Here is a 21696-nt window from a genome sequence, read left to right as displayed (position 1 = left end):
TGTGAGCACCTTTATGATTTTTATGTGAGGTCGAGGATGAACAAAGACATGTCGAGAGATGACCAGTCTCTTCAAAGTCTCCCGGAGAACACTGTAATGGATGCAGATATGGCAACCATTAAAGCACGTGGCCCCGGCCTCCCTCGAAAACAGGGCTTGTATAACCCGGCCCGTGAAAAAGACGCCTGTGGCATGGGCTTTGTTGCAAACATGCACAACAAGAAAAGCCACAGGATTGTCGAACAGGGTCTTGAGGTACTCAAAAATCTTGATCACCGTGGCGCTGTCGGCGCTGATCCCAAGATGGGCGACGGCTGCGGTATCATGGTTCAGATTCCGCATAAATTCTTCGTTGCAGAATGTGCCAAACTCGGCGTCTGGTTACCTGAACCCGGTGACTATGGTGTCGGACAATTATTCATGCCAAGAGATGCCGATGCCCGTGCTCTGATTGAAGACTTATTCGCGAAAGTTATCACTGCCGAAGGCCTGACCTTACTTGGCTGGCGCGATGTCCCTGTCGATAATTCCGATCTGGGCGAAGCGGTTCTTGCCAGTGAACCGGTTCACCGTCAGGTCTTTATCGGTAAGGCGAAAGAGAACGAAGACCGTGCTGCCTTTGAACGCAGATTATTCCTTCTGCGCAAAGTGGTTTCCAACGCTGTCTATGATCTCAAAGATGCGCGCATGCATCAGTACTATCCTGTCAGCCTCTCGTCACAAACGGTTGTCTACAAGGGGATGGTTCTTGCGACCCAGCTTGGGGCTTATTACAAAGATCTTCAGGATCCGCGCTTTGAAAGCGCACTGGCCATGGTGCACCAGCGCTTTGCCACCAACACATTCCCGACATGGCAGCTTGCTCACCCCTATCGCATGGTTACCCATAACGGTGAGATCAATACATTACGGGGCAATGTTAACTGGATGGCAGCCCGCCAGGCATCAGTCGACAGTGAGTTGTTTGGAAACGATATCTCAAAGCTGTGGCCGATTTCTTATGAAGGGCAGTCCGATACGGCATGTTTCGATAATGCCCTCGAGTTTCTGGTTCAGGGGGGCTACTCCCTCGCCCACGGCATGATGATGCTTATTCCTGAGGCATGGGCTGGTAATCCTCTTATGGATGAAGAGCGCCGTGCTTTCTATGAATACCATGCAGCTTTGATGGAGCCATGGGATGGCCCGTCCGCCATCGCCTTTACTGATGGTCGCCAGATCGGTGCAACACTTGACCGTAATGGCCTGCGCCCAGCCCGCTATATCGTCACAAAAGATGGTCTTGTCGTTCTTGCTTCCGAGATGGGTGTTCTGCCAATTCCGGAAGAAGACATCATTGAGAAGTGGCGTCTTCAGCCCGGCAAGATGCTTCTGATTGACCTTGAAAAGGGTAAAATCATTGCCGATGAGGATATCAAGAAAGACCTTGCAACGGCTCACCCTTATAAGGACTGGCTGAAGAAGACGCAGATATTCCTTGAAGAGCTGAATCCTGTTCAGGCGCGCTCTGCCCGCTCAGACGTATCTTTGCTCAATCGTCAGCAGGCCTTCGGTTACACGCAGGAAGATTTAAAGCTGATCATGCAGCCAATGGCTGTCACAGGTCAGGAAGCTGTTGGTTCAATGGGCACGGATACACCAATCTCAGCCCTGTCGAATAAATCAAAGCTGCTTTACACCTACTTCAAGCAGAACTTTGCGCAGGTCACCAATCCACCGATTGACCCGATCCGTGAAGAGCTTGTGATGAGCCTTGTCTCATTCATCGGCCCTCGCCCGAATATCTTTGATCTTGAAGGCACGTCACGCCGCAAGCGTCTTGAAGTCCGCCAGCCAATCCTAACGAACGATGATCTCGAGAAAATCCGCTGTATCGGCCACTTCGAAGATCGTTTTGATACCAAGACCATTGATATCACCTACCCGTCAGAGCAGGGCATTGATGGTATGGAAGATACGGTTGATCGCCTCTGCGACCGGGCTGAAGCTGCGGTTCATGGCGGCTACAACATCATCATCCTGTCTGACCGTATGGTTGGCCCGGACCGGATTGCAATCCCTGCCCTTCTCGCAACAGCTGCCGTTCATAACCACCTTATCCGTAAAGGTCTGAGAACCTCCGTTGGGCTTGTGGTTGAAACCGCAGAACCGCGTGAAGTTCATCACTTTGCCTGTCTGGCTGGTTATGGTGCAGAAGCCATCAATCCTTATCTGGCATTTGATACGCTCCTTGCCATGAAAGAGGATCTGCCCGAAGAGGTTGATGAAGAGGAAATCATCAAGCGTTATATCAAGTCGATTGATAAGGGCCTCCTCAAGGTGATGTCCAAGATGGGCATATCCACTTTCCAGTCCTACTGTGGAGCCCAGATCTTTGATGCTGTTGGCCTGGATACTCACCTCGTTGACAAACACTTTTTCGGCACAGCCTCAACAATCAGCGGCATCGGCATTAAAGAGATTGCCCGCGAAACTGTTGCACGTCATGAAGAAGCTTTCGGTAAATCACTCCTGCACCGCGATGCCCTGAGTGTCGGTGGTGAATATGCCTTCCGTCAGCGTGGTGAAGCACACGTCTGGAGCCCGGATGCCATTGCCAAACTTCAGCACTCTGTCCGTATCAACTCGCGGGCAACATATGATGAATATGTACGTCTGGTCTCAGATCAGGATAAACACCTGAAAACAATCCGTGGCCTGTTCCGCATTCGCACAGCAGAAGAGATTGGCCGTAAAGCCATCCCGGTTGAAGAAGTGGAAGCAGCTCAGGAAATCGTCAAGCGCTTCTCATCAGGCGCCATGTCCTTTGGCTCCCTGTCTCGTGAAGCCCATGAGACAATGGCAATTGCCATGAACACCATGGGTGCAAAGTCAAACACAGGCGAAGGCGGTGAAGAGCCTGTTCGTTTCAAGCCAATGCCTGATGGGCGTTCCAAGCGGTCTGCAATCAAGCAGGTGGCCTCTGGCCGCTTTGGTGTTACGACAGAGTATCTGGTCAACGGTGATGTCATCCAGATCAAGATGGCACAGGGTGCCAAGCCTGGTGAAGGTGGGCAGCTCCCCGGTCATAAGGTTGATGCCAAGATCGCCAAGGTCCGTCACTCCACACCGGGTGTCGGCCTGATCTCTCCACCACCACACCATGACATCTACTCAATCGAAGATCTGGCTCAGCTGATCTTTGATCTGAAGAATGTTAATCCGGCCGCAGATATCTCGGTCAAGCTGGTATCAGAAGTCGGTGTTGGTACGGTTGCCGCCGGTGTTGCCAAAGCCCGTGCTGATCACATCACAATCTCCGGGTTTGATGGTGGTACGGGTGCCTCGCCTCTCACTTCCATCAAGCATGCCGGTTCTCCTTGGGAAATCGGCCTTGCGGAAACCCAGCAGACGCTGGTGCTGAACCGCCTACGTGGACGTATTCGTCTTCAGGCAGATGGTGGTTTGAGAACTGGACGCGATGTCATCATTGCATCACTTCTCGGCGCTGATGAATTTGGCTTCTCAACCGCACCGTTGATCGCTTCCGGTTGTATCATGATGCGCAAGTGTCACCTGAACACCTGCCCGGTTGGCGTTGCGACGCAAGACCCTGTTTTACGTAAGCGCTTCAAGGGATTGCCTGAACATATCGTCAATTACTTCTTCTTCGTTGCTGAAGAAGTCCGTGAATTGATGGCTCAGCTTGGGTTTAGAACCCTTGATGAAATGACGGGTAAGGTTGAAGCGCTCGACCGTAACCACGCAATCAAGCACTGGAAGGCTAATGGTCTCGACTTTACGGATATCTTCCATCAGCCAGAAGTTTCTGCTGATGTTGCCATCCGAAATATTGAAAACCAGCAGCATCCGATTGAGAAAATCCTTGATCGCAAGCTGATCAAAGAGGCACAGGTTGCAATTGAAACCGGGAAACCGGTGACAATTGAAACAACCATTGTGAACTCTGACCGCTCAGCTGGCGCCATGCTTTCCGGTATTGTTGCTCAGCAATACGGGCACGAGGGTCTTCCAGAAGACACGATCAATGTGTCCCTGAAGGGCACAGCTGGTCAAAGCTTCGGTGCATGGCTCGCAGCAGGTGTTACCTTTAATCTTGAAGGCAATGGCAATGACTATGTCGGCAAGGGTCTCTCTGGTGGCAAGCTGATTGTCAAACCTGACCCAAACTGCAAAGCTTCACCTGAAAAATCCATTATCGTTGGCAATACCGTTCTCTATGGTGCCATTGCTGGTGAAGCTTACTTCAGGGGTGTTGCAGGCGAACGTTTCGCCGTCCGCAACTCCGGGGCAGTTGCCGTTGTCGAAGGCACAGGTGATCATGGCTGTGAATATATGACAGGCGGTGTTGTTGTCGTTATCGGCCAGACCGGTCGTAACTTTGCAGCAGGTATGTCAGGTGGCATTGCCTATGTTCTGGATGAGGACAATTCATTCAGCGCACGCTGTAACCTGTCAATGGTTGATCTTGAACCTGTCGAGGAAGAGGAAGACTTAAACCGTCGCCTTCTCCATCATGGCGGTGATCTTGAAACCAAAGGGCGTATCGACATTCTGGCCAATATGTCAGGTCACGATGAAGAGCGTCTGATGCAACTTATCTCAAACCATTTCACCTATACGGGATCGACCCGCGCACGCCAGATTCTTGATAACTGGGAAGAGTATCGCTCCAAGTTCGTCAAGGTCATGCCAGTCGAATATCGTCGCGCATTGCGTGAAATGGAACGCGCCCGCTCAATGCAGGCCGCAGAATAATTTAAGAAACGGAGCAACACTGCCATGGGCAAGGTCACCGGTTTTCTAGAATATGATCGTCTTGAGCAGAAGTATCAGCTTGCAGGCGAACGCATCCGCCACTTCAACGAGTTCACGCTTGCACTGGATGAGCCTGATCTCAAAAAGCAGGCCGCCCGCTGTATGGATTGTGGCGTCCCTTATTGCCACGGCCCGACAGGCTGTCCGGTCAACAACCAGATTCCTGACTGGAATGATCTGGTCTACCACAACAAGTGGGAACAGGCCGCTCAGGACCTGCACTCCACCAACAACTTCCCTGAATTTACGGGCCGTGCCTGCCCGGCTCCCTGTGAAGAAGCCTGCACACTCAATCTTGAGAATGCACCTGTCACCATTAAGACAATTGAGCAGGCTATTGCCGATAAGGCCTGGGAAATGGGCTGGATTAAGCCTGCCCCCTCTCCAACGCAGACAGGTAAGCGTGTTGCCATTGTTGGTTCTGGCCCTGCCGGTTTAGCTGCCGCACAGCAGCTTGCACGCGTTGGTCATGACGTACATGTTTTTGAGCGTGAGGCACGCCCGGGTGGCCTGCTGCGTTATGGTATTCCCGATTTCAAACTTGAGAAATACCATATTGACCGCCGCATCAATCAGCTTGAAGCAGAAGGCGTTACCTTCAACTGCGGCGTGAATGTTGGCGTCACCCGTACGCTTGAATCTCTGCGGGTTGAGTTTGATGCCGTCCTTCTGGCAGGTGGAGCAGAAAACCCGCGTGATCCCGAGATTTCCGGACAGGAAATCAAAGGCGTTCACTATGCCATGCCTTATCTGACACAACAGAATAAGCGCCTGATGGAAGAAGCATTTGAGGATGAGGATATTCATGCAGCCGGCAAACACGTCGTCGTCATCGGCGGTGGCGATACGGCCTCCGACTGCGTGGGTACAGCTTTCCGTCAAGGTGCCTTATCCGTTACACAACTTGATATCCGCCCCAAGCCACCAGAGCAGGAAGATAAGCTGACAGTCTGGCCTTACTGGCCAACCAAGATGCGCGTCTCCTCAAGCCAGGCAGAAGGTGCTGAGCGTGAATTTCAGGCTGCAACTCTTGGCATGGTTGAGAAGAAAGGTGTTCTCTCTGGCGTCCGTTGTGCCCGTGTCGATGAAAAGCGTGTTCCGATTGAAGGAACTGAATTCATCATTCAGGCTGATCTCGCTTTCCTTGCCATTGGTTTTGCCGGCTCCCCACTGGAAGGTCTTCTGTCAGAACAAGGCTTGGAGATCAGTAAGCGCCAGACTGTTGTCGCCAATGAGCGGGACTACCGCACCTCACTCGACAATGTCTTTGCAGCCGGTGATATGCGCCGCGGACAATCCCTGATTGTCTGGGCAATCCGTGAAGGGCGGCAGGCTGCCAGAGCCATTGATGAGGCCCTGATGGGCACAACCAACCTACCACGCTAAATTTTGAAGACAGCACTTTCCAATAACGCCGCCTCAGTTATAGAGGCGGCGTTATTATTTTAGCTTAGGGAGCCAGCACTAACTTTATAAGAGTATACTTGCTTTAATTTGCCTCTATATTGTAAAATGAAAAATCAGGCTCATTATAAACGGGCCTTGAAAATCAAGCGCTGGAGGCCAACTGGCGCTTTTCTTGCATTACTGGCCAGTCTTGCGCAATGCGCAGAGCGAAGGAGATCATGTTTACCGTCGACGATACGACTCTTAGTATTTTGAAGATTCTTTCTGTTTTCATTCTCGTTTTCGCCAACGGATTTTTCGTAGCCGCAGAGTTTTCACTCGTAGCCGTACGACGCAGCCGTGTCGCAGAGCTTGTCGCACAAAAGCGTACAAATGCTGCTGCCCTTCATAAAACACTTGATAATCTGGATGCCAATCTCGCTGCAACCCAGCTCGGCATTACCATTTCATCGCTGGCTCTTGGCTGGATTGGTGAACCCGCACTCGCTCATCTGATTGAACCGCTTCTCCAGATCTTACCGGGAACTTGGGCTTTAACCGGCTCTCACGTTATTGCAATCATCATCTCGTTCGCCATCATCACAACCCTGCACATTGTGCTGGGAGAGCTTGCACCAAAGAGCCTTGCACTTCAGCGTAGTGAGCTGACAGCTCTCTGGGTTGTCCGCCCTCTCAATGTCTTCCTGTTTCTCCTGAAGCCAGCTATTGTTTTCCTCAATGGTCTTGGCAACTGGCTATTACGTCGGGTTGGACTGAATGGCGAAAGCGGTGAAGGGTCACTGCATTCAGCAGAAGAATTGAAACTTCTCGTTGCCGCAAGTGGGGAAGCAGGACTTCTGCATGAAGCACAGCAGGAAGTTGCCAACCGTATCTTCAATCTCGGTGATCGTAGCATCAGTGACTGCATGACACCGCGCCCAGAAATCATCTGGATTGATGCCGATGATACGGAAGAAGATATTCTGGAATCCATCCGTGAGTGTCGTCATGAGCAGCTGGTGGTCAGTCGTGGCAGCGTCGACAATGTGATCGGTGTTGTTGGCAAGCGTGATATGCTTGACCAGATTCTCGACAAGAAGAAACTGGATCCATTAGCACTCGTTCAGGAAGTTCCATTCATTCATGAATCCTTGCCTGTACTCAAGGTCTTTGAACGTTTCAAGGAACGCCCAACCAGAATGGCCGTCGTGGTCAATGAATATGGCACCATTGAAGGTATCGTCACTCAGGCTGACCTGCTCGAAGCCATTGCTGGTGATATTGCGATTGAAGATGAGGAGCCAGAAGTCACAGTACGTGAAGACGGTTCCCTGCTCATGGACGGCATGATGCCTGTTGATGAGGCTTTTGATGTTCTTCAGCTTGGTGAAAAACCAGAAGATGGAGACTTTCATACACTGGCAGGCTTCGCTCTCTACAAGCTCGGCCGCATTCCTGCTGCAGGTGACTATTTCGACTGGAATGGCTGGCGTTTTGAAATCATCGATATGGATGGCATGCGTATCGACAAACTACTCTTGAAGCAGTTTCAGAAAAACTGATTTTAATGCTCAGTTCGCCGGAAGCGTATAATTATCTATACGCCCCGGCGTAGCGGCAGCAGGCTCCCCTGTCCGATAGGCCTTTCGTGCGACACTGGCCGCATTCAGGTCTGTCCTTCCTTTCAACAGAATGCCATTGGGCGATACATCTGTTCTGGTCAGAGGTAAAACGGGTCCAATCTCTTGGTTCGTTAATGTACTTTCAGGAATGATAGTCTTATCTATTTCGAGAAACGGGCCGTTATTCTGGCTGTTGTCAGGCAATACCGTTGGGACATCCCTATTCGTAAGATTTCCCCCCAGTAGCCGCTTTATTTCAGCAGAAACATAATAAGCAATTTTATTCGCCCCTTTCCGGGTAAAATAGATGCCATCAGTTAAACGAAGTTTGGTAGGCTCACCATTGGCGTCAGGTCCATCAAACGTAAACTTACCATCATCATCAACAAACCCGGCCCAGATATCTATAAATGATCCACCGGAGGCTTTCACCCGATCCTGAACAAGAGCGTTGATTGCAGCATATTGTTCAGAGGCCAGATTATCACTGACCGGCGGGAGCCCTACCCAGACGACAGGAACACCCTTATTGGCGAACTCCCGTAATATGGCACTGACGCGCTCAGAATACAGGCGCTTCCACGGGTCAGTCAGAGCAGGATGCTTCTCACCGTTCTCCACTATTGGCACTAAGTCAGACACCCCCATCATCAGTACGGCAATCGTAACTTTTGGTTTCCCTGCCAGATAGTCTGACACCAGTTTTAACCAGCCGCCTCTGTTATCACTGCTCAGGCCTTGATTAGGGTAAGTTCTGCGATCAATCGCAATTGTTGGAATATCCGCAAATGTTTCATCCAGACCTTGTGACAGGTTATCAGCCAACCAATCACCAAAAACCATTATTCTGTTCTGGGCCTGCGGTTTTTCTCGCTGCTTACGTACAACTGGCGCTTTTGGTTTTGGTCTGCTGACAGGAGCAGTTGAGGGCCGTGACGGCTGGGGTTCATCCTCAATGCCAAACAGACGACGTAAACTGAACCCTTCCGCCTTTGGCGGCTGGCGTTCAAATATATTGGAAAATCCGCGACTTGGAGTTGATGCATCCTGTTGTGAATCTCGGGGTTGTGCTGATGCTGTATTGAAAACCAGCACAATACCCAAGATCAGAACAATCTGCCTTAAAGAAAATATCTGCACCGCTATAACCAATCCGAACAGTCATCTTACGATTCAGATTTAGGGCATATCCGCATCAGGAGAATGCTCTTTTATGATGCGTCACCTTACCTTACGCATATAGGCAAGCAACTGGTGGTCAGCATAACCATCGACTGGCAAGTTATATTTAATCTGGAAAGCACGAATAGCCTCCCGGGTTTTGGCTCCGTGGTTCCCATCTGTTTCACCGGCATAGAACCCCTTACGCCGAAGGAGCTGCTGTACTTCTTTCCGTTCCGCAGCACTTAAACGTGGCGCATTCCGAGGCCATGGTGTCCTGAGACGTCCACCACCATAAATCGTATCTCCCAAGAGGCTGACCCCAAGAGCATAAGCATCGGATGAGTTATAGGCCCGGATAACCTCAAAATTATCAGTCACCAGAAATAAGGGGCCATTCATCCCGGTCAGCACCAGAAGCTGCGCTTCACCGGAACGGGGCATCTTTCCACCATCAGCCCGACGAACACCCAGCTTCTGCCAGGTTGCAAAATCGTGCCGATGACTGCGCAGATATGTACCTTCTGGAATAACCACTTCAAAGCCCCAGGGCAGTCGCGGGTCCCAGCCGTGCATATGGAGGTAATTAGCCGTTGATGCGAGGGCATCGGGCACAGATGTCCAGATATTGCGAATACCATCCCCATTACCATCTACCGCATATTTCTCGAAGCTTGAGGGCATAAACTGAGTCTGCCCCATGGCACCAGCCCAAGAACCAAGCATCATATCACGGGAGATATGATCTTCCTGCAGAATACGTAATGCTGAAATCAGTTCTTTACGGAAGAAATCACCTCGGTAACCGACATAAGCAAGACTTGCCAAAGCCTGTATGACATAGGTCTTGCCAGTATAGCTGCCAAAGTTGCTCTCCATACCCCAGACCCCCAGAATAACGGTTCGGGGAACGCCATAGTTCTTTTCAACACGCGCAATGGTCTGTGCCCATTTACCTGCCATATCGACTCCACGGTTGACCCTTGCCTTGCCAACAGCACCATCAATATATTCCCATATGGGACGAACGAACTCTGACTGCTTTTTCGTATGAGCAATTATTTTATCGCTTGGCCCAACACCCGCAAAAGCCATTTCAAAGGTTTTGCGGGATATTCCCTGAGTACGTGCCTCATTCCAGAGACTGGCAAGAAACCGATCAAAACCACTCTGGTTAGCCAGTGCAGACAAAGGAGTTGCTGCTGCAGCAGCTCCTGATGCAAGAAGAGCTGCAACAAATGCGCGTCTCGACTGGCTGTCTCGTGTGGTCATAGGTTTCTCCAACTTTCATACAGTTGAACCTAACCGACAACATTATGCTTAATGAAAGGTTAAAACCTAAACATTATATGAGATAATGCTGGTGACACAGCTATAAAATTTTCGTGACTACAGCCCACGCGCGACCAGCTTCTTCTCCCATGCCAATGCGTGATTCGCCATTGCCTCGAGATCATCATATTGAGGTTCCCAGCCCAAAAGGGTCTGGATTTTACTCCCATCTGCAACAAGCGCTGCCGGGTCTCCGGGGCGGCGCTCTTCATGTTTTACCGGGAAGTCATTTCCAGAAATACGCTTCACAATTTCAATGACTTCAAGCACCGAAAATCCGTGACCATAACCACAGTTCAATGTCAGGTTTTCGCCACCCGTGCGCAAGTGATTAAGAGCGGCGACATGAGCTGCTGCCAGATCACTGACATGAACATAATCACGCACGCATGAACCATCAGGCGTCGCATAATCAGTACCGAAGACAGAAAGGCCATCACGCTTACCAAGAGCAGCGCGAGCAGCCAGTTTCACAAGATGGGTTGCCGGAAGCGTTGTCTCACCACTCCGCCCGGCCGGATCAGCACCTGCGACGTTAAAATAACGTAGAACAACTGTACCTAGCCCGCTAACCTTAGCCGCATCAGCCAGCATCCACTCAACCATCAGTTTTGATCGGCCATATGGATTAATGGGTGAAAGATAAACATCTTCGCGAATAGGTGTTTTTTCAGGCTCGCCATACACGGCTGCCGTTGATGAGAAGATAAAGTGCTTCACATCACAGCGGGTTACAGTTTCAATCAGATTACGGCTCTTGGATGTATTCGTCTCATAATACTCAAGAGGCTGGCTGACGGATTCTGAGACAACAATCTTTGAAGCAAAATGGATGACGGCTGTAATACCGTACTGCTTAATGATTGTCTCAACACAATCCTGATCACCAATATCCCCTTTAACAAAGGTGGCCTGTTCAGGAATCATGAAATCAAAGCCCGTGGACAGATCATCCAGAACAACAACTTTTTCTCCAGCATCCAGCAAAGCCAGTGCTGTATGACTGCCAATATATCCCGCACCGCCAGTGACAAGAACCGTCATGTTTATTAACCCTTCCTTGACCCCAATGGTTGTAGGAGCGTAGCTTCATGTCTCGTTCATTTTTAAAGTGTATCACTAGCCTAATTACGGGCAAGAAAACGCTCGTGCAACTCCTATGGTGGTTTTACCCAGATGAAACAACGTATTCGTAAAGCTGTTCTCCCTGTTGCCGGTCTCGGAACTCGTTTTCTACCCGCAACGAAAGCTATGCCAAAAGAGATGTTGACTGTTGTCGACCGCCCTGTGGTTCAACACGTTGTCGACGAAGCAAGAGCTGCTGGTATTGAGCATTTCATTTTCGTCACGGGTCGAAACAAGGCCGTTATTGAAGATCATTTTGATATTTCTTATGAGCTTCAGCATACATTACGTGAGCGCGGCAAAATCAAAGAGTATGAAGCTTTGATGCGGGACTTGCCAAATGCCGGGTCAACCAGTTTTACGCGCCAGCAGGAACCTCTTGGCCTTGGCCATGCGATCTGGTGCGCCCGTGAATGGATTGGCAATGAACCTTTTGCCGTTCTCCTGCCGGATATGCTGAGCAAAGATTCCATGACACAAATGCTTGAAGCCTATGACAAGCACGGTGGCAACATCATTGCGGTTGAAGAAGTCGCCCCTGATCACACCTCACAGTATGGTGTTGTCGCTGTCGGTGCAGAGCACGGTAAAACGTTTGAAATCACAGGCATGGTTGAAAAACCAGCTCCAGGAACAGCTCCGTCAAACTACATCATTTCAGGTCGTTATATCCTTCAGCCAGAAATCCTTGACATCCTTTCCCGTCAGGAAAAGGGAGCCGGTGGGGAAATCCAGCTGACAGATGCCATGAAAAAGCTCTGCGAACAGCAGGAATTCTACGGAATGATTTATGATGGCATTACTTATGACACCGGTTCCAAACTTGGATACCTTCTGGCGAACATCGCTTACGGTCTTGAGCGCGAAGATATTGGCCCGGATCTGAGAAAAGATTTGCAGGCCTTGCTCAACAAAAAATAAGTAGCCGTTTTTGATGATTATTCATAGAGGCGCAGTTCCATCCTGCGCCTTTATTTATTCTCAAGACGAGTATGTGCTAAAGACTGCCAATGTTTAAAATTACAGGCTTATTTATAGTAACAGCTCTATGCGAGATTATCGGCTGCTTTCTGCCCTATCTCTGGCTGCGAAAAGGTGCCCCTGTCTGGCTTCTCATACCGGCAGCAGCCAGCTTAATGTTATTTGCATGGTTTCTTACACTTCACCCGGAAGCAAGCGGGCGGGTGTACGCAGCCTATGGCGGCATATACATCGCAACAGCCCTCATCTGGCTTCGCTTTATTGAGGGTATCAAGCTGTCTCAATATGATTGGCTTGGCGCTATCATTATCCTGATTGGTGTTCTGGTTATACTGATTGGCTGGAAAAACTAACAAACAAAAAGGCCGGAAAATCCGGCCTTCTCTCTTATGCTTCTTCGACGAATAGTCTTGAACCATCTGTTCGGATAACCCGAACCTTACTCCCTGAGGGAAGGTCAGGTCCGGATATAAGCCAGGATGAATCCCCAACCTTAACCCGGCCTGTACCATTAATGATGGGTTCGTCAAGAATATATGTATTGCCAATCAACTGACGGGCACGATGGTTTAACAGTCCGACGTCACTGTCTTTAGGCTCATTCCTCTGGAAAACGATACGCCCAAGAACGACAAAAACTGCAGAAAGCACACAGAATACCAGAGCTGAAAATTGCCAGGACATATCCAGAGCGAAATCCAGCACACCTGTCGCAACAGCTGCTAAACCAAGCCAGACCATAAAGACGCCCGGTATCATGAGCTCAAGTAATATCAGCAGAACACCACCGACAACCCAGCTCCATGGTCCAAGACTTTCAAGAAGATTAGCAATCATTTAGCGAACCTCAGGATTTGCTGATTGGTGGAACACGAGAGCCCTTAGAATTGGTCCCAGACGCATCCGAACCGAAAACACTCTTTGAAATTTCGGCAATACCACCAAGTGCACCTGCAAGGCCCGCAGCTTCAATCGGCACAATGATGACCTTCTGATTTGGAGCGGATACCATACCCTGCAGAGCCCCAATGTACTTTTCTGCAACAAGGAAGTTGGCAGCTGCCATATTGCCTTCAGAAATAGCGTTGGAGACCATCGAAGTCGCAGCTGCTTCAGCCTGAGCCTGACGTTCACGACCTTCAGCATCACGAAATGCGGCTTCACGACGACCTTCTGCGGCAAGGATCTGGGCCTGTTTTTCACCTTCTGCCTCAAGGATAGCAGCCTGACGCAAACCTTCTGCTTCAAGAATGGCAGCACGCTTCTCTCGTTCAGCTTTCATCTGTCGTGCCATAGCACCGGCAAGATCGGCAGGCGGAATAATATCCTTAATCTCGACACGGGTAACTTTAACGCCCCAGGGTTCTGCTGCAGAATCAACAACCTTGAGCAGGCGATCATTAATTTCATCACGGTGAGAGAGAAGCTGATCCAGATCCATTGAACCAACAACAGTACGAATATTGGTCATGGAGAGCACAAGGAGTGCCTGATAAAGGTTTGAAACCTCATAGACCGCACGTGCAGGCTGGAGAATCTGGAAAAACGCGGCAGCATCAATCGTGACACCAGCGTTATCCTTCGTAAAAGCTTCCTGACTTGGAACGTCGAGCACCTGCTCCATGACGTTCACACGCTGGCCAATCTTTTCAATGTAGGGAACGATCAGACCAAGGCCCGGACCAAGTGTGCGAGAATAACGGCCAAAACGCTCAACCGTATAAGCATAGCCCTGAGGAACCGAACGGACACCCCATGCAAGCGTTAAAATAATAAACAGAACGACAACGATAACGAAGATATCAAAGCCGCTCAAATTAAAATCAGATAGGTACATTTCTTCCAACCCTTAAACTGATAAATTTACAATTCAGTACGTTGTGTGAGTTGTTAAACTGGCAACTCAGTATTCTCTTTGCTCTTTAGCAGGCGAAGCTTAATCAGCCTGTCAAAGCCATCCCTGCAGCTCACGCATGACAACCGTCTCAATAACATTCATGCCTTCGTCCCTGTCATTCAGACATGGAAGAAAAGCGTAATTCTCGCCACCACCTTCTTCAAAGTAGTGTCTGTTCTCGCCATCGAGCTCTTCCAGAGTTTCCAGGCAATCTGCTGTAAAGCCGGGTGCAACAATAGCCATGCTCTTTACGCCACTGGCAGCAAAACCTTTAATCGTCTCATCCGTATAAGGCTTAACCCATTCCTCGGTGCCAAAACGGGATTGGAAACTCATCATGAAACGATCTTCCGGCCACCCCATTTTCTCGCGCATCATCTGCCATGTCACACGGCATTGCTCGTAGTATGGATCGCCTTTGACGATATAGGATTCAGGAACACCATGGAATGACACCAGAATCTTTTCTGGTTCAAAGGTTAGCTTAGCCAAATCCTTTTTCATCGCACTGACAAGCGCGTCAATATAAACGGGATCATTGTAATAGGGATGAGCAACACGAACAGTTGGTTGCCAGCGCATTTTCATCAAAGCCCGGAAAGCATGATCACAGACTGTTGCCGATGTCGCGGCAGAATATTGCGGGTAAAGCGGGACAAGCAGTACCCGATCACATCCTTGATCCAGCAATGCCTGAATACGTTCTTCAATTGGCGGCTTGCCATAACGCATAGCCCAATCAACTACGACACTCTGGGCTTTCTCCCCAAGTGACTTTTTAAGCATATCTGCCAGCTTCTCAGACTGGGAACGCGTAATTGTTTTCAAAGGCCCTTCGTTTTTCTCTTTATTCCAGACGATATCGTAATCTTTACCCTTACGTCCGGGCCGAACAGTCAGAATAATAAGGTTCAGAATCGGCCACCATAACCACCTTGGTGTTTCAATCACCCGACGGTCAGAGAGAAACTCATGCAGGTAACGACGCATTGACCAGTAGTCTGTTGCCTCTGGTGTACCCAGATTGACAAGAAGAACTCCAACTTTACCTGATTTAGCGAGAAGATTTTGTGACTGAATAATTTCGCTGCTCATACCAGACCTTCGCTTGTTTCCTGTCCCCGTTTCCTTATAAACAAATTATAACAATATCCAAATCATTGCAGCAGGGCATGAACCAAAAGCCAATGTCGATTTTACATAACCTCCAGAACTTTCTTGAAAATCCCGTTACCGGAGAGTGGAAAAAACTTCCCTTTTTTCAAGATGGCTCAGCCCAACGCATCTGTGAAGAACTGGATCGACGCGCTGCAGCAGGAGCCGAAATCCTTCCTCCCCCTGCCTGCATTTTCAATGCTTTTACACTGACCCCATTCTCGGAAGTTAAGGTTGTGATTCTGGGGCAGGACCCCTATCCAACACCGGGAGATGCACACGGGTTAGCTTTTTCCTATATCGGCTCACGCCGCATCCCGGCATCCCTGAAAACAATCTTGGATGAGGTTGGCAGCGATTTTCGTGGCGAGGAAAAACCGGAACGTCCAAGTACCGGAGATCTGACACCATGGGCAAAACAAGGCGTTCTGCTGCTAAACAGCGCCCTGACTGTTGAAGCCAAAGCCGCAGGTGCACATTTGAAACTTGGCTGGGCCGCATTAACAGATCAGGTTATCGAAAAACTTTCATCAGAGCGTGAGGCAATTGTATTTCTTCTCTGGGGCGGCCCGGCTCGTGCCAAAGCCTCTTTGATTGATACCAGAAAACACCTTGTCGTTGAGAGCGGACACCCCTCCCCGTTAAATCGTCTCAGAGATTTCCGGAAAAGCCGCCCGTTCACGAAGACCAATAACTGGCTTCAGAAACATGGTCTGACACCAATCAACTGGACCATATAAAAAGCGCGGAAACCCGCGCTTCATATACTCAGAGGTAACGACCGCCTCTTTGCAAGACTTCAATCTTATATCCGTCAGGATCCTGAACAAAAAAGAAACTGGCCAGGGGCTTGCCATTATATGTCAGGCTCTTAACAGCAGTTGGTGCAAAGCCTTCCGTCTCCATCCGTGCATGGTCGGCATTGATATCATCTACACTGAAGGCAAGATGACCATAACCATTACCCAGATTATAAGGCTCAGTCTGGCCGTGATTAACTGTCAGCTCAAGCTCAAAACCGCTTTCTTTGTTTGACATATAAATGAGCGTAAATCCGTCAAACTCAAAACGTTCAGCAACAGCAAGGCCAAAAGCCCGCATGTAAAAATCAACAGAGCGCGCCTCATCAAGAACACGTATCATTGAATGAATGATCTTTGCCATTAGGCCCTCATTTCAGTCTGTTCAGCGGCAATGAAGCCTGCTGCCTAAAATTAAATTCAGATGAGGTATACCCGATTCCTTTATGGAATGAAGGACAACATGCTTGTACTTGAAAATGAGTTCCGTTAGCCTCTCGGCACGATAGAAGACAAAGCGGCACAGGCATAGCTATCCGCAAACTTATCAAATCATCGAGAGTGTACCCTTGTCCGCGCAGCTTAAACGCTTAACCGACCTCATCCCCGGCACATTGCTATGTATTGCAATATCTGGTGTTGCCGTCCTCGCACAAATGGCAGAAGAACATTGGACTGGCCGACCATGGATAGAGGCGCTGGTTATCGCAATTCTGATTGGCGCGGTTGTACGGACATTATTCCAGCCAGGTAAGGCATATCTCCCCGGAATGTCCTTCTGCGCAAAGACTGTTCTTGAAATCGCGGTGGCCCTTCTCGGTGCCTCCATCAGCCTTCAAACACTGGCAACAGCGGGCCTGCCACTCATCATCAGCATTGCTCTGGCCGTTATCCTTGCAATTATTGCGAGCTATATGATTGGGCGTGCATTAAAGCTACCACAACGCATGGCTATTCTCGTGGCATGCGGCAACTCAATCTGTGGCAACTCAGCGATTGCTGCTGTTGCCCCTGTTATTAAAGCAGATTCCGAAGATGTCGCGTCATCCATTGCGTTTACCGCAATTCTTGGCGTCATTGTTGTTCTCTGCCTACCACTTCTTATTCCTGTTTTGAGCTATACAGAAAGCCAATACGGGGTTCTGGCAGGCTTAACCGTTTATGCTGTTCCGCAGGTTCTCGCTGCAACCATGCCCGTTGGAATTATTGCAACCCAGATTGGAACGCTGGTTAAACTGGTACGCGTTCTAATGCTTGGGCCTGTTGTTGTAACCATGTCCTTGCTCGCTCCCAGATTTGAAGGCAGTAGCAACGATACGCGGGCTGTATCACTTCCTTTCCACAAGATGGTGCCATGGTTTATCATTGGCTTTTTAGCAATGATGATCTTGCGGTCTTTAGGGCTGATACCAGAATTTTTCCTGCATTATAGTTCCTACATAACGGTTGCCTTTACGATCATTTCTATGGCAGCTCTTGGTCTTGGCGTTGACTTGAGAACCCTCTCTAAAGTTGGGGGACGGGTAACGACAGCCGTTATTCTTTCCCTTGGCATGCTGCTCATTATCAGCATTGCCCTCATACATTTTATAGGTTTGGCCTAAGCTAACCACATTGTTCAATGAGCAGATTTTGAATGAAACAATATAAGAATATCTCTTGTTCTCTTCTGTCTTTAATACGCAGACTAACATTGGCTTTAATCATCAGCCTGTCATTCGTGTTACCTGCGCATGATGCCATCGCACACCCACACGTCTGGGTGACAGCCCGATCAATATTGCTGTTTGATAACGAAGGTAACCTGACTGAAGTCCATCATTACTGGACATTCGATAAAGCCTATTCAGCTTACATAACGACAGGCCTTGATACCAACCGTGATGGTATTTTGTCAGAAGAGGAGCTGGCCCCTCTTGCAGAAGAGAACACCGTCTCTCTGGTTGATTTTGGATATTTCACCAAGCTGAAAATCAAAGGTAAGGATCAGAAGTTTAACCCACCCAAAAACTATAAAATGATGATGCAGGATGGTCAGCTCGTTCAGTATTTTGAGCTACCCTTGGCTGTCCCGGCTCCTGCTCCTAAAATCATCGGGTTTGAGGCTTATGATGAGTCTTTTTTCGTATCGTTCTCGCTGGAGAATACCGATAAAGCTGTCACTCTCACCGGACCAATCAAAGGATGTACCATTACAATCAGCCGCCCCAAACAGGAAGACATCGACGCACTCAGCAAATATTCCGAAGACTATTTTGCCAATGCAGGCATGGGTGCCCAGTTTTCTAACAAAGCCGTTATTGCGTGCCCATGAACCAGTCTGCTTCCTCTACAGATATGACAATAACCACAGGCCGCTATAGCCTGTACCGTACCGGGTTAATGCTCTGTGCCATTATCGTGATTGGTGTAGTCGGTGCTTTACTAACATGGCTCATCTGGCCAGAAGCCCCCAAGGTTCCGGCAAAAGTTCCGTTTGGCCTCGCACGTGAGGCTGCGCCCGTTACATCTGGTATTGGTGCTTATATTTTAGCATTGCAGGGAAAGTTCTACAAAACCCTGACAGACGCTGTTCTCTCCCTCAAGGAACATGGGCAAACGATCTGGCCCCTACTCAGTGTCGGGTTTCTTTATGGGGTGTTTCATGCTGCAGGCCCCGGACATGGCAAAGGTGTTATCTCAGCCTATATCATGGCCAGTGAACGCTCTTTGAAAAAAGGGCTCGCAGTCTGCCTTGCGGCAGCCCTGCTGCAAGCTATTATTGCCATTGCAATTATCGTCACGGCAGCCATTATTCTTAACGCAACCGCCCGTCAGATTACACAATGGTCTGACCTGATTGAAATCGGTAGTTTTGCATTAATTGCCATTCTTGGTTTGCTCATGTGCTGGCGAAAGGCAGGGAAACTCCTTGCTCTATTGGCAATGAGACATGGTCTCGAAATCAACCTCTCGGCATTAAAATGCGATCATGTTCATCTCCCCCCACCTGAAGCAATTGATAAAATTCATTCATGGCGTGAAATGGCCGGCGTCATTCTGGCCGCTGGCTTGAGACCCTGCTCAGGCGCCTTGATCATCCTGGTGTTTGCTCTCTCTCAGGGCGTCTTCGTGGCGGGTATTGCGGCAACATTCATGATGGCTGTTGGCACGGCAATCACAACCGGCGTTATTGCTGCAATTGCTGTTTTTGCCAAAGCGTTTGCTCTTCAGTTGGCTGGTGGCAAAAGCAGCATCGGCCCCATCGCAATAGCCATACTTGAACTGGCTGCGGCTGCCTTTGTTGCTGTTTTGGGTTTTTCTCTTATGGCCGGTTTATGGGTTGCAACGGGGCTCAGTTAAGCGCAAAAACGTAAGATATCTATAGATAACCCTGATCATAGAATTGCCACAGCGATCGTTTTACTTGCCAGACAGAGGTCAAATGGGTTATTTGGCCTCAGTACTCAACGGAGATGTAAATTGGCTAAAAAGCCTGAAGGCCGCTTCAACTCACTCAACTTCTTCACCATCGTCTGCGTGATGATTCTTATTGGCACGGAGATTTTTGGTATTGCCTTTGCTGGTGCATGGGCGATTGCAGGACTGTTTGAGCTTGGTCTTATGGTCGAATATGTCCTGACCGGAATATTCTGCCTGCTCGGCTTATGGCTGATGTACAAACTCTGGAAAAGCTCTGTTGCGGTTGAACCGCTCTACACTAAGTAAGTCAGTATCTTCACTACAACTAACAGGTCGCTCCTTCCTATGGCGACCTGATGGAAAACGCTCAACTTGTATGCTTTCAGCGTATAGGACAGGTGCGCTGGAACCATCGTAATGAAAGGTCGCGTCCCAACATGGATCGTCGCGTTTTTCTGACTTCGGCTGCCGCAACGGCAGCTCTGGCAGCTCTTGGTTTCCCACAAAGTTCATTTGCCCAACAGGGCTTAAAGATGGGCTCTGCCGCAGGCTTCAGCTTTGATCTTCTTAAGAAGAAAGCAGCTGACATGGCAAAAGTCGCTTATGTAACGCCCTCTGATGCGAACAAGCCTATCCTTGATGCCATTGATTACGATGCCCATGGCAAGATCAAGTTTAAAACGGATCTCGCACTCTGGGCAGATGGCCCGAGCGACTACCCGGTAACGTTCTTTCATCTGGGGCGCTTCTTCCAGAAGCCCGTCCATATGCACGTTATAGATAAGGGACAGGCCCGCGAAATTCTGTATAGCGACAGCTATTTTGATATGCCGGCAGATTCTCCGGCAAAGAAGCTGTCTTCTAATAGTGGTTTTGCAGGCTTTCGTCTGCAAGAGGCCAGAAATGGTAAGCTGGACTGGCGCAAAAATGACTGGGTGGCATTCCTTGGTGCATCCTACTTCCGTGCCATTGGTGAATTGTACCAATATGGCCTGTCCGCACGTGGTATTGCTCTAAATACCGCCGTCTTTGAGACACCGGAGGAATTCCCGGATTTCACCAATATCTATTTTGAGACGCCGGCTCAGGGTTCGGACACTGTCACACTTTATGCTTTGCTGGATGGCCCAAGCATCACGGGTGCCTATAAGTTTGTCATGAAGCGCGGCAAAGATGTCATCCTGGATATCGAGAAGTCTCTCTTCCTGCGCAAAGATATTGCCCGTTTCGGTGTAGCTCCCTTAACATCCATGTACTGGTTCTCGGAGACAGCCAAACAGACAGCTATTGACTGGCGCCCCGAAGTTCATGATTCCGATGGGCTTGCTATGCTGACAGGCTCGGGTGAACGTATCTGGCGTCCGCTGAATGCACCTCCCCGTGCAACAGCCTCAGCCTTTTCTGATAAGAATCCGAAAGGCTTTGGTCTTTGTCAGCGTGATAGACTGTTCGACCATTACCTTGATGGCGTTTATTATGACCGCCGCCCATCCTTATGGATTGAACCAAAAGGTAATTGGGGCGAAGGCGCCATACAGTTGATTGAGCTGCCAACTGACGATGAAATACATGACAACATCGTGGCGATGTGGGTTCCAAAAGAGCCAGCCAAGGCAGGACAGTCTTACGAGTTCAAGTACCGTACTCTATGGGTTGCGAATGAGCCTTTTGGAACTGACCTTGCCCGTTGTGTTGCAACACGTATGGGCAATGGCGGACAGGAAGGAACTGTTCGGCCTAAAGGGGTTCGGAAGTTTGTTGTCGAGTTCTTTGGGGCAAGCCTGACACATATTCCGTCAGGCGTAAAACCTGAGGTTATCCTGTCATCATCCCGTGGCAGTTTTTCCAATATCAGTGCACGCGCTGTACCTGATGATATACCCGGTCATTGGCGGGCTGAGTTTGACCTCACCGTATCAGGTACAGAACCTGTCGAGATGCGTGCCTACCTCAAACAGGGCAATGACGTACTGACCGAAACATGGATGTATCAGTACCATCCATTCTGAACCATTAT

Annotated in this window: 18 protein-coding genes; 11 read left to right on the top strand and 7 right to left on the bottom strand. The window is 49.4% G+C overall.

The features are described 5' to 3' along the window. The first annotated feature begins 96 nt into the window (after positions 1-96). The 3 genes from gltB (at position 97) to WJT86_RS08810 (ending at position 7766) form a co-directional block, all read left to right on the top strand. Entirely contained in the window at positions 97-4758 is a 4662-nt protein-coding gene (gltB, locus tag WJT86_RS08820; RefSeq protein ID WP_346337199.1) for a glutamate synthase large subunit, read from the top strand. A gap of 24 nt (positions 4759-4782) precedes the next feature. Then, positions 4783-6204, top strand: a complete 1422-nt coding sequence (locus WJT86_RS08815) for a glutamate synthase subunit beta (protein ID WP_346337198.1) — start codon at positions 4783-4785, stop codon at positions 6202-6204. A gap of 239 nt (positions 6205-6443) precedes the next feature. Next, the gene (locus tag WJT86_RS08810) at positions 6444-7766 is read left to right on the top strand and encodes a hemolysin family protein (RefSeq protein ID WP_346337197.1); all 1323 of its coding nucleotides are present in this window, start codon (positions 6444-6446) and stop codon (positions 7764-7766) included. Between the two features lie 9 nt (positions 7767-7775). Here the strand turns inward: WJT86_RS08810 and WJT86_RS08805 are convergent, their stop codons facing one another. The 3 genes from WJT86_RS08805 to galE all read right to left on the bottom strand — a co-directional run bounded on the left by WJT86_RS08805 (position 7776) and on the right by galE (position 11363). Next, complete coding sequence (locus WJT86_RS08805) at positions 7776-8966, bottom strand: SGNH/GDSL hydrolase family protein (RefSeq protein WP_346337196.1); 1191 nt, start codon at positions 8964-8966, stop codon at positions 7776-7778. An 81-nt stretch (positions 8967-9047) separates the two neighbouring features. Then, positions 9048-10259, bottom strand: a complete 1212-nt coding sequence (locus tag WJT86_RS08800) for a lytic murein transglycosylase (protein WP_346337195.1) — start codon at positions 10257-10259, stop codon at positions 9048-9050. A 117-nt stretch (positions 10260-10376) separates the two neighbouring features. Continuing rightward, the gene (gene galE, locus WJT86_RS08795; protein WP_346337194.1) at positions 10377-11363 is read right to left on the bottom strand and encodes a UDP-glucose 4-epimerase GalE; all 987 of its coding nucleotides are present in this window, start codon (positions 11361-11363) and stop codon (positions 10377-10379) included. A gap of 132 nt (positions 11364-11495) precedes the next feature. Between galE and WJT86_RS08790 the strand changes: the two genes are divergently transcribed. Both WJT86_RS08790 and WJT86_RS08785 read left to right on the top strand, forming a co-directional pair. Continuing rightward, a complete protein-coding gene (locus WJT86_RS08790; RefSeq protein ID WP_346337193.1) occupies positions 11496-12365 on the top strand; it encodes a UTP--glucose-1-phosphate uridylyltransferase in 870 nt (289 codons plus the stop codon). A gap of 89 nt (positions 12366-12454) precedes the next feature. Next, positions 12455-12778 carry a YnfA family protein gene (locus WJT86_RS08785; RefSeq protein ID WP_346337192.1) on the top strand — a complete coding sequence of 108 codons (324 nt, stop codon included), beginning with the start codon at positions 12455-12457 and terminating at the stop codon, positions 12776-12778. A gap of 34 nt (positions 12779-12812) precedes the next feature. Here the strand turns inward: WJT86_RS08785 and WJT86_RS08780 are convergent, their stop codons facing one another. The 3 genes from WJT86_RS08780 to hemH all read right to left on the bottom strand — a co-directional run bounded on the left by WJT86_RS08780 (position 12813) and on the right by hemH (position 15417). Next, positions 12813-13262: an NfeD family protein gene (locus WJT86_RS08780; protein ID WP_346337191.1), complete on the bottom strand. Its 450-nt coding sequence runs from the start codon at positions 13260-13262 to the stop codon at positions 12813-12815. Between the two features lie 10 nt (positions 13263-13272). Further along, entirely contained in the window at positions 13273-14262 is a 990-nt protein-coding gene (locus WJT86_RS08775; RefSeq protein WP_346337190.1) for an SPFH domain-containing protein, read from the bottom strand. Positions 14263-14373: 111 nt separating this feature from the next. Then, positions 14374-15417, bottom strand: a complete 1044-nt coding sequence (gene hemH / locus WJT86_RS08770) for a ferrochelatase (RefSeq protein ID WP_346337189.1) — start codon at positions 15415-15417, stop codon at positions 14374-14376. 92 nt (positions 15418-15509) lie between these two features. Between hemH and ung the strand changes: the two genes are divergently transcribed. Continuing rightward, a complete protein-coding gene (ung, locus tag WJT86_RS08765; RefSeq protein WP_407066951.1) occupies positions 15510-16217 on the top strand; it encodes a uracil-DNA glycosylase in 708 nt (235 codons plus the stop codon). 28 nt (positions 16218-16245) lie between these two features. On the opposite strand, the gene WJT86_RS08760 is transcribed toward ung, so the two are convergent. Beyond that, entirely contained in the window at positions 16246-16641 is a 396-nt protein-coding gene (locus tag WJT86_RS08760; protein ID WP_346337187.1) for a VOC family protein, read from the bottom strand. 205 nt (positions 16642-16846) lie between these two features. On the opposite strand from WJT86_RS08760, the gene WJT86_RS08755 reads away from it, so the two are divergent. From WJT86_RS08755 to WJT86_RS08735, 5 genes are all read left to right on the top strand, one after another. Next, positions 16847-17881 carry a YeiH family protein gene (locus WJT86_RS08755; protein WP_346337186.1) on the top strand — a complete coding sequence of 345 codons (1035 nt, stop codon included), beginning with the start codon at positions 16847-16849 and terminating at the stop codon, positions 17879-17881. Positions 17882-17970: 89 nt separating this feature from the next. Next, entirely contained in the window at positions 17971-18591 is a 621-nt protein-coding gene (locus WJT86_RS08750; protein ID WP_346337185.1) for a DUF1007 family protein, read from the top strand. Beyond that, positions 18588-19619 carry a nickel/cobalt transporter gene (locus WJT86_RS08745; RefSeq protein WP_346337184.1) on the top strand — a complete coding sequence of 344 codons (1032 nt, stop codon included), beginning with the start codon at positions 18588-18590 and terminating at the stop codon, positions 19617-19619. The genes WJT86_RS08750 and WJT86_RS08745 overlap by 4 nt, the downstream gene beginning before the upstream one ends. Before the next feature lie 120 nt (positions 19620-19739). Continuing rightward, positions 19740-19985 (top strand): hypothetical protein, encoded by a 246-nt coding sequence (locus WJT86_RS08740; RefSeq protein ID WP_346337183.1) that lies wholly within the window; start codon positions 19740-19742, stop codon positions 19983-19985. Between the two features lie 131 nt (positions 19986-20116). Next, on the top strand, positions 20117-21688 hold the full coding sequence (locus tag WJT86_RS08735; RefSeq protein WP_346337182.1) for a glucan biosynthesis protein: 1572 nt from the start codon (positions 20117-20119) through the stop codon (positions 21686-21688). Positions 21689-21696 lie beyond the last annotated feature (8 nt).

It is taken from the genome of Hohaiivirga grylli (genome assembly GCF_039655745.1).
GTDB lineage: Bacteria > Pseudomonadota > Alphaproteobacteria > Rhizobiales > Beijerinckiaceae > Hohaiivirga > Hohaiivirga grylli.
The sequence above is the reverse complement of the archived record's forward strand: the minus strand, read 5'-3'. Positions and strand labels throughout refer to the sequence as shown.

Excerpts from the sequence above, each read along its gene's own strand:
- gltB (WP_346337199.1), top strand. The coding sequence starts at position 97 with ATGGATGCAGATATGGCAACCATTAAAGCACGTGGCCCCGGCCTCCCT.
- WJT86_RS08815 (WP_346337198.1), top strand. The coding sequence starts at position 4,783 with ATGGGCAAGGTCACCGGTTTTCTAGAATATGATCGTCTTGAGCAGAAG.
- WJT86_RS08810 (WP_346337197.1), top strand. The coding sequence starts at position 6,444 with ATGTTTACCGTCGACGATACGACTCTTAGTATTTTGAAGATTCTTTCT.
- WJT86_RS08800 (WP_346337195.1), bottom strand. The coding sequence starts at position 10,259 with ATGACCACACGAGACAGCCAGTCGAGACGCGCATTTGTTGCAGCTCTT.
- galE (WP_346337194.1), bottom strand. The coding sequence starts at position 11,363 with ATGACGGTTCTTGTCACTGGCGGTGCGGGATATATTGGCAGTCATACA.
- WJT86_RS08790 (WP_346337193.1), top strand. The coding sequence starts at position 11,496 with ATGAAACAACGTATTCGTAAAGCTGTTCTCCCTGTTGCCGGTCTCGGA.
- WJT86_RS08785 (WP_346337192.1), top strand. The coding sequence starts at position 12,455 with ATGTTTAAAATTACAGGCTTATTTATAGTAACAGCTCTATGCGAGATT.
- WJT86_RS08780 (WP_346337191.1), bottom strand. The coding sequence starts at position 13,262 with ATGATTGCTAATCTTCTTGAAAGTCTTGGACCATGGAGCTGGGTTGTC.
- WJT86_RS08775 (WP_346337190.1), bottom strand. The coding sequence starts at position 14,262 with ATGTACCTATCTGATTTTAATTTGAGCGGCTTTGATATCTTCGTTATC.
- hemH (WP_346337189.1), bottom strand. The coding sequence starts at position 15,417 with ATGAGCAGCGAAATTATTCAGTCACAAAATCTTCTCGCTAAATCAGGT.
- ung (WP_407066951.1), top strand. The coding sequence starts at position 15,510 with ATGTCGATTTTACATAACCTCCAGAACTTTCTTGAAAATCCCGTTACC.
- WJT86_RS08760 (WP_346337187.1), bottom strand. The coding sequence starts at position 16,641 with ATGGCAAAGATCATTCATTCAATGATACGTGTTCTTGATGAGGCGCGC.
- WJT86_RS08745 (WP_346337184.1), top strand. The coding sequence starts at position 18,588 with ATGAACCAGTCTGCTTCCTCTACAGATATGACAATAACCACAGGCCGC.
- WJT86_RS08735 (WP_346337182.1), top strand. The coding sequence starts at position 20,117 with ATGGATCGTCGCGTTTTTCTGACTTCGGCTGCCGCAACGGCAGCTCTG.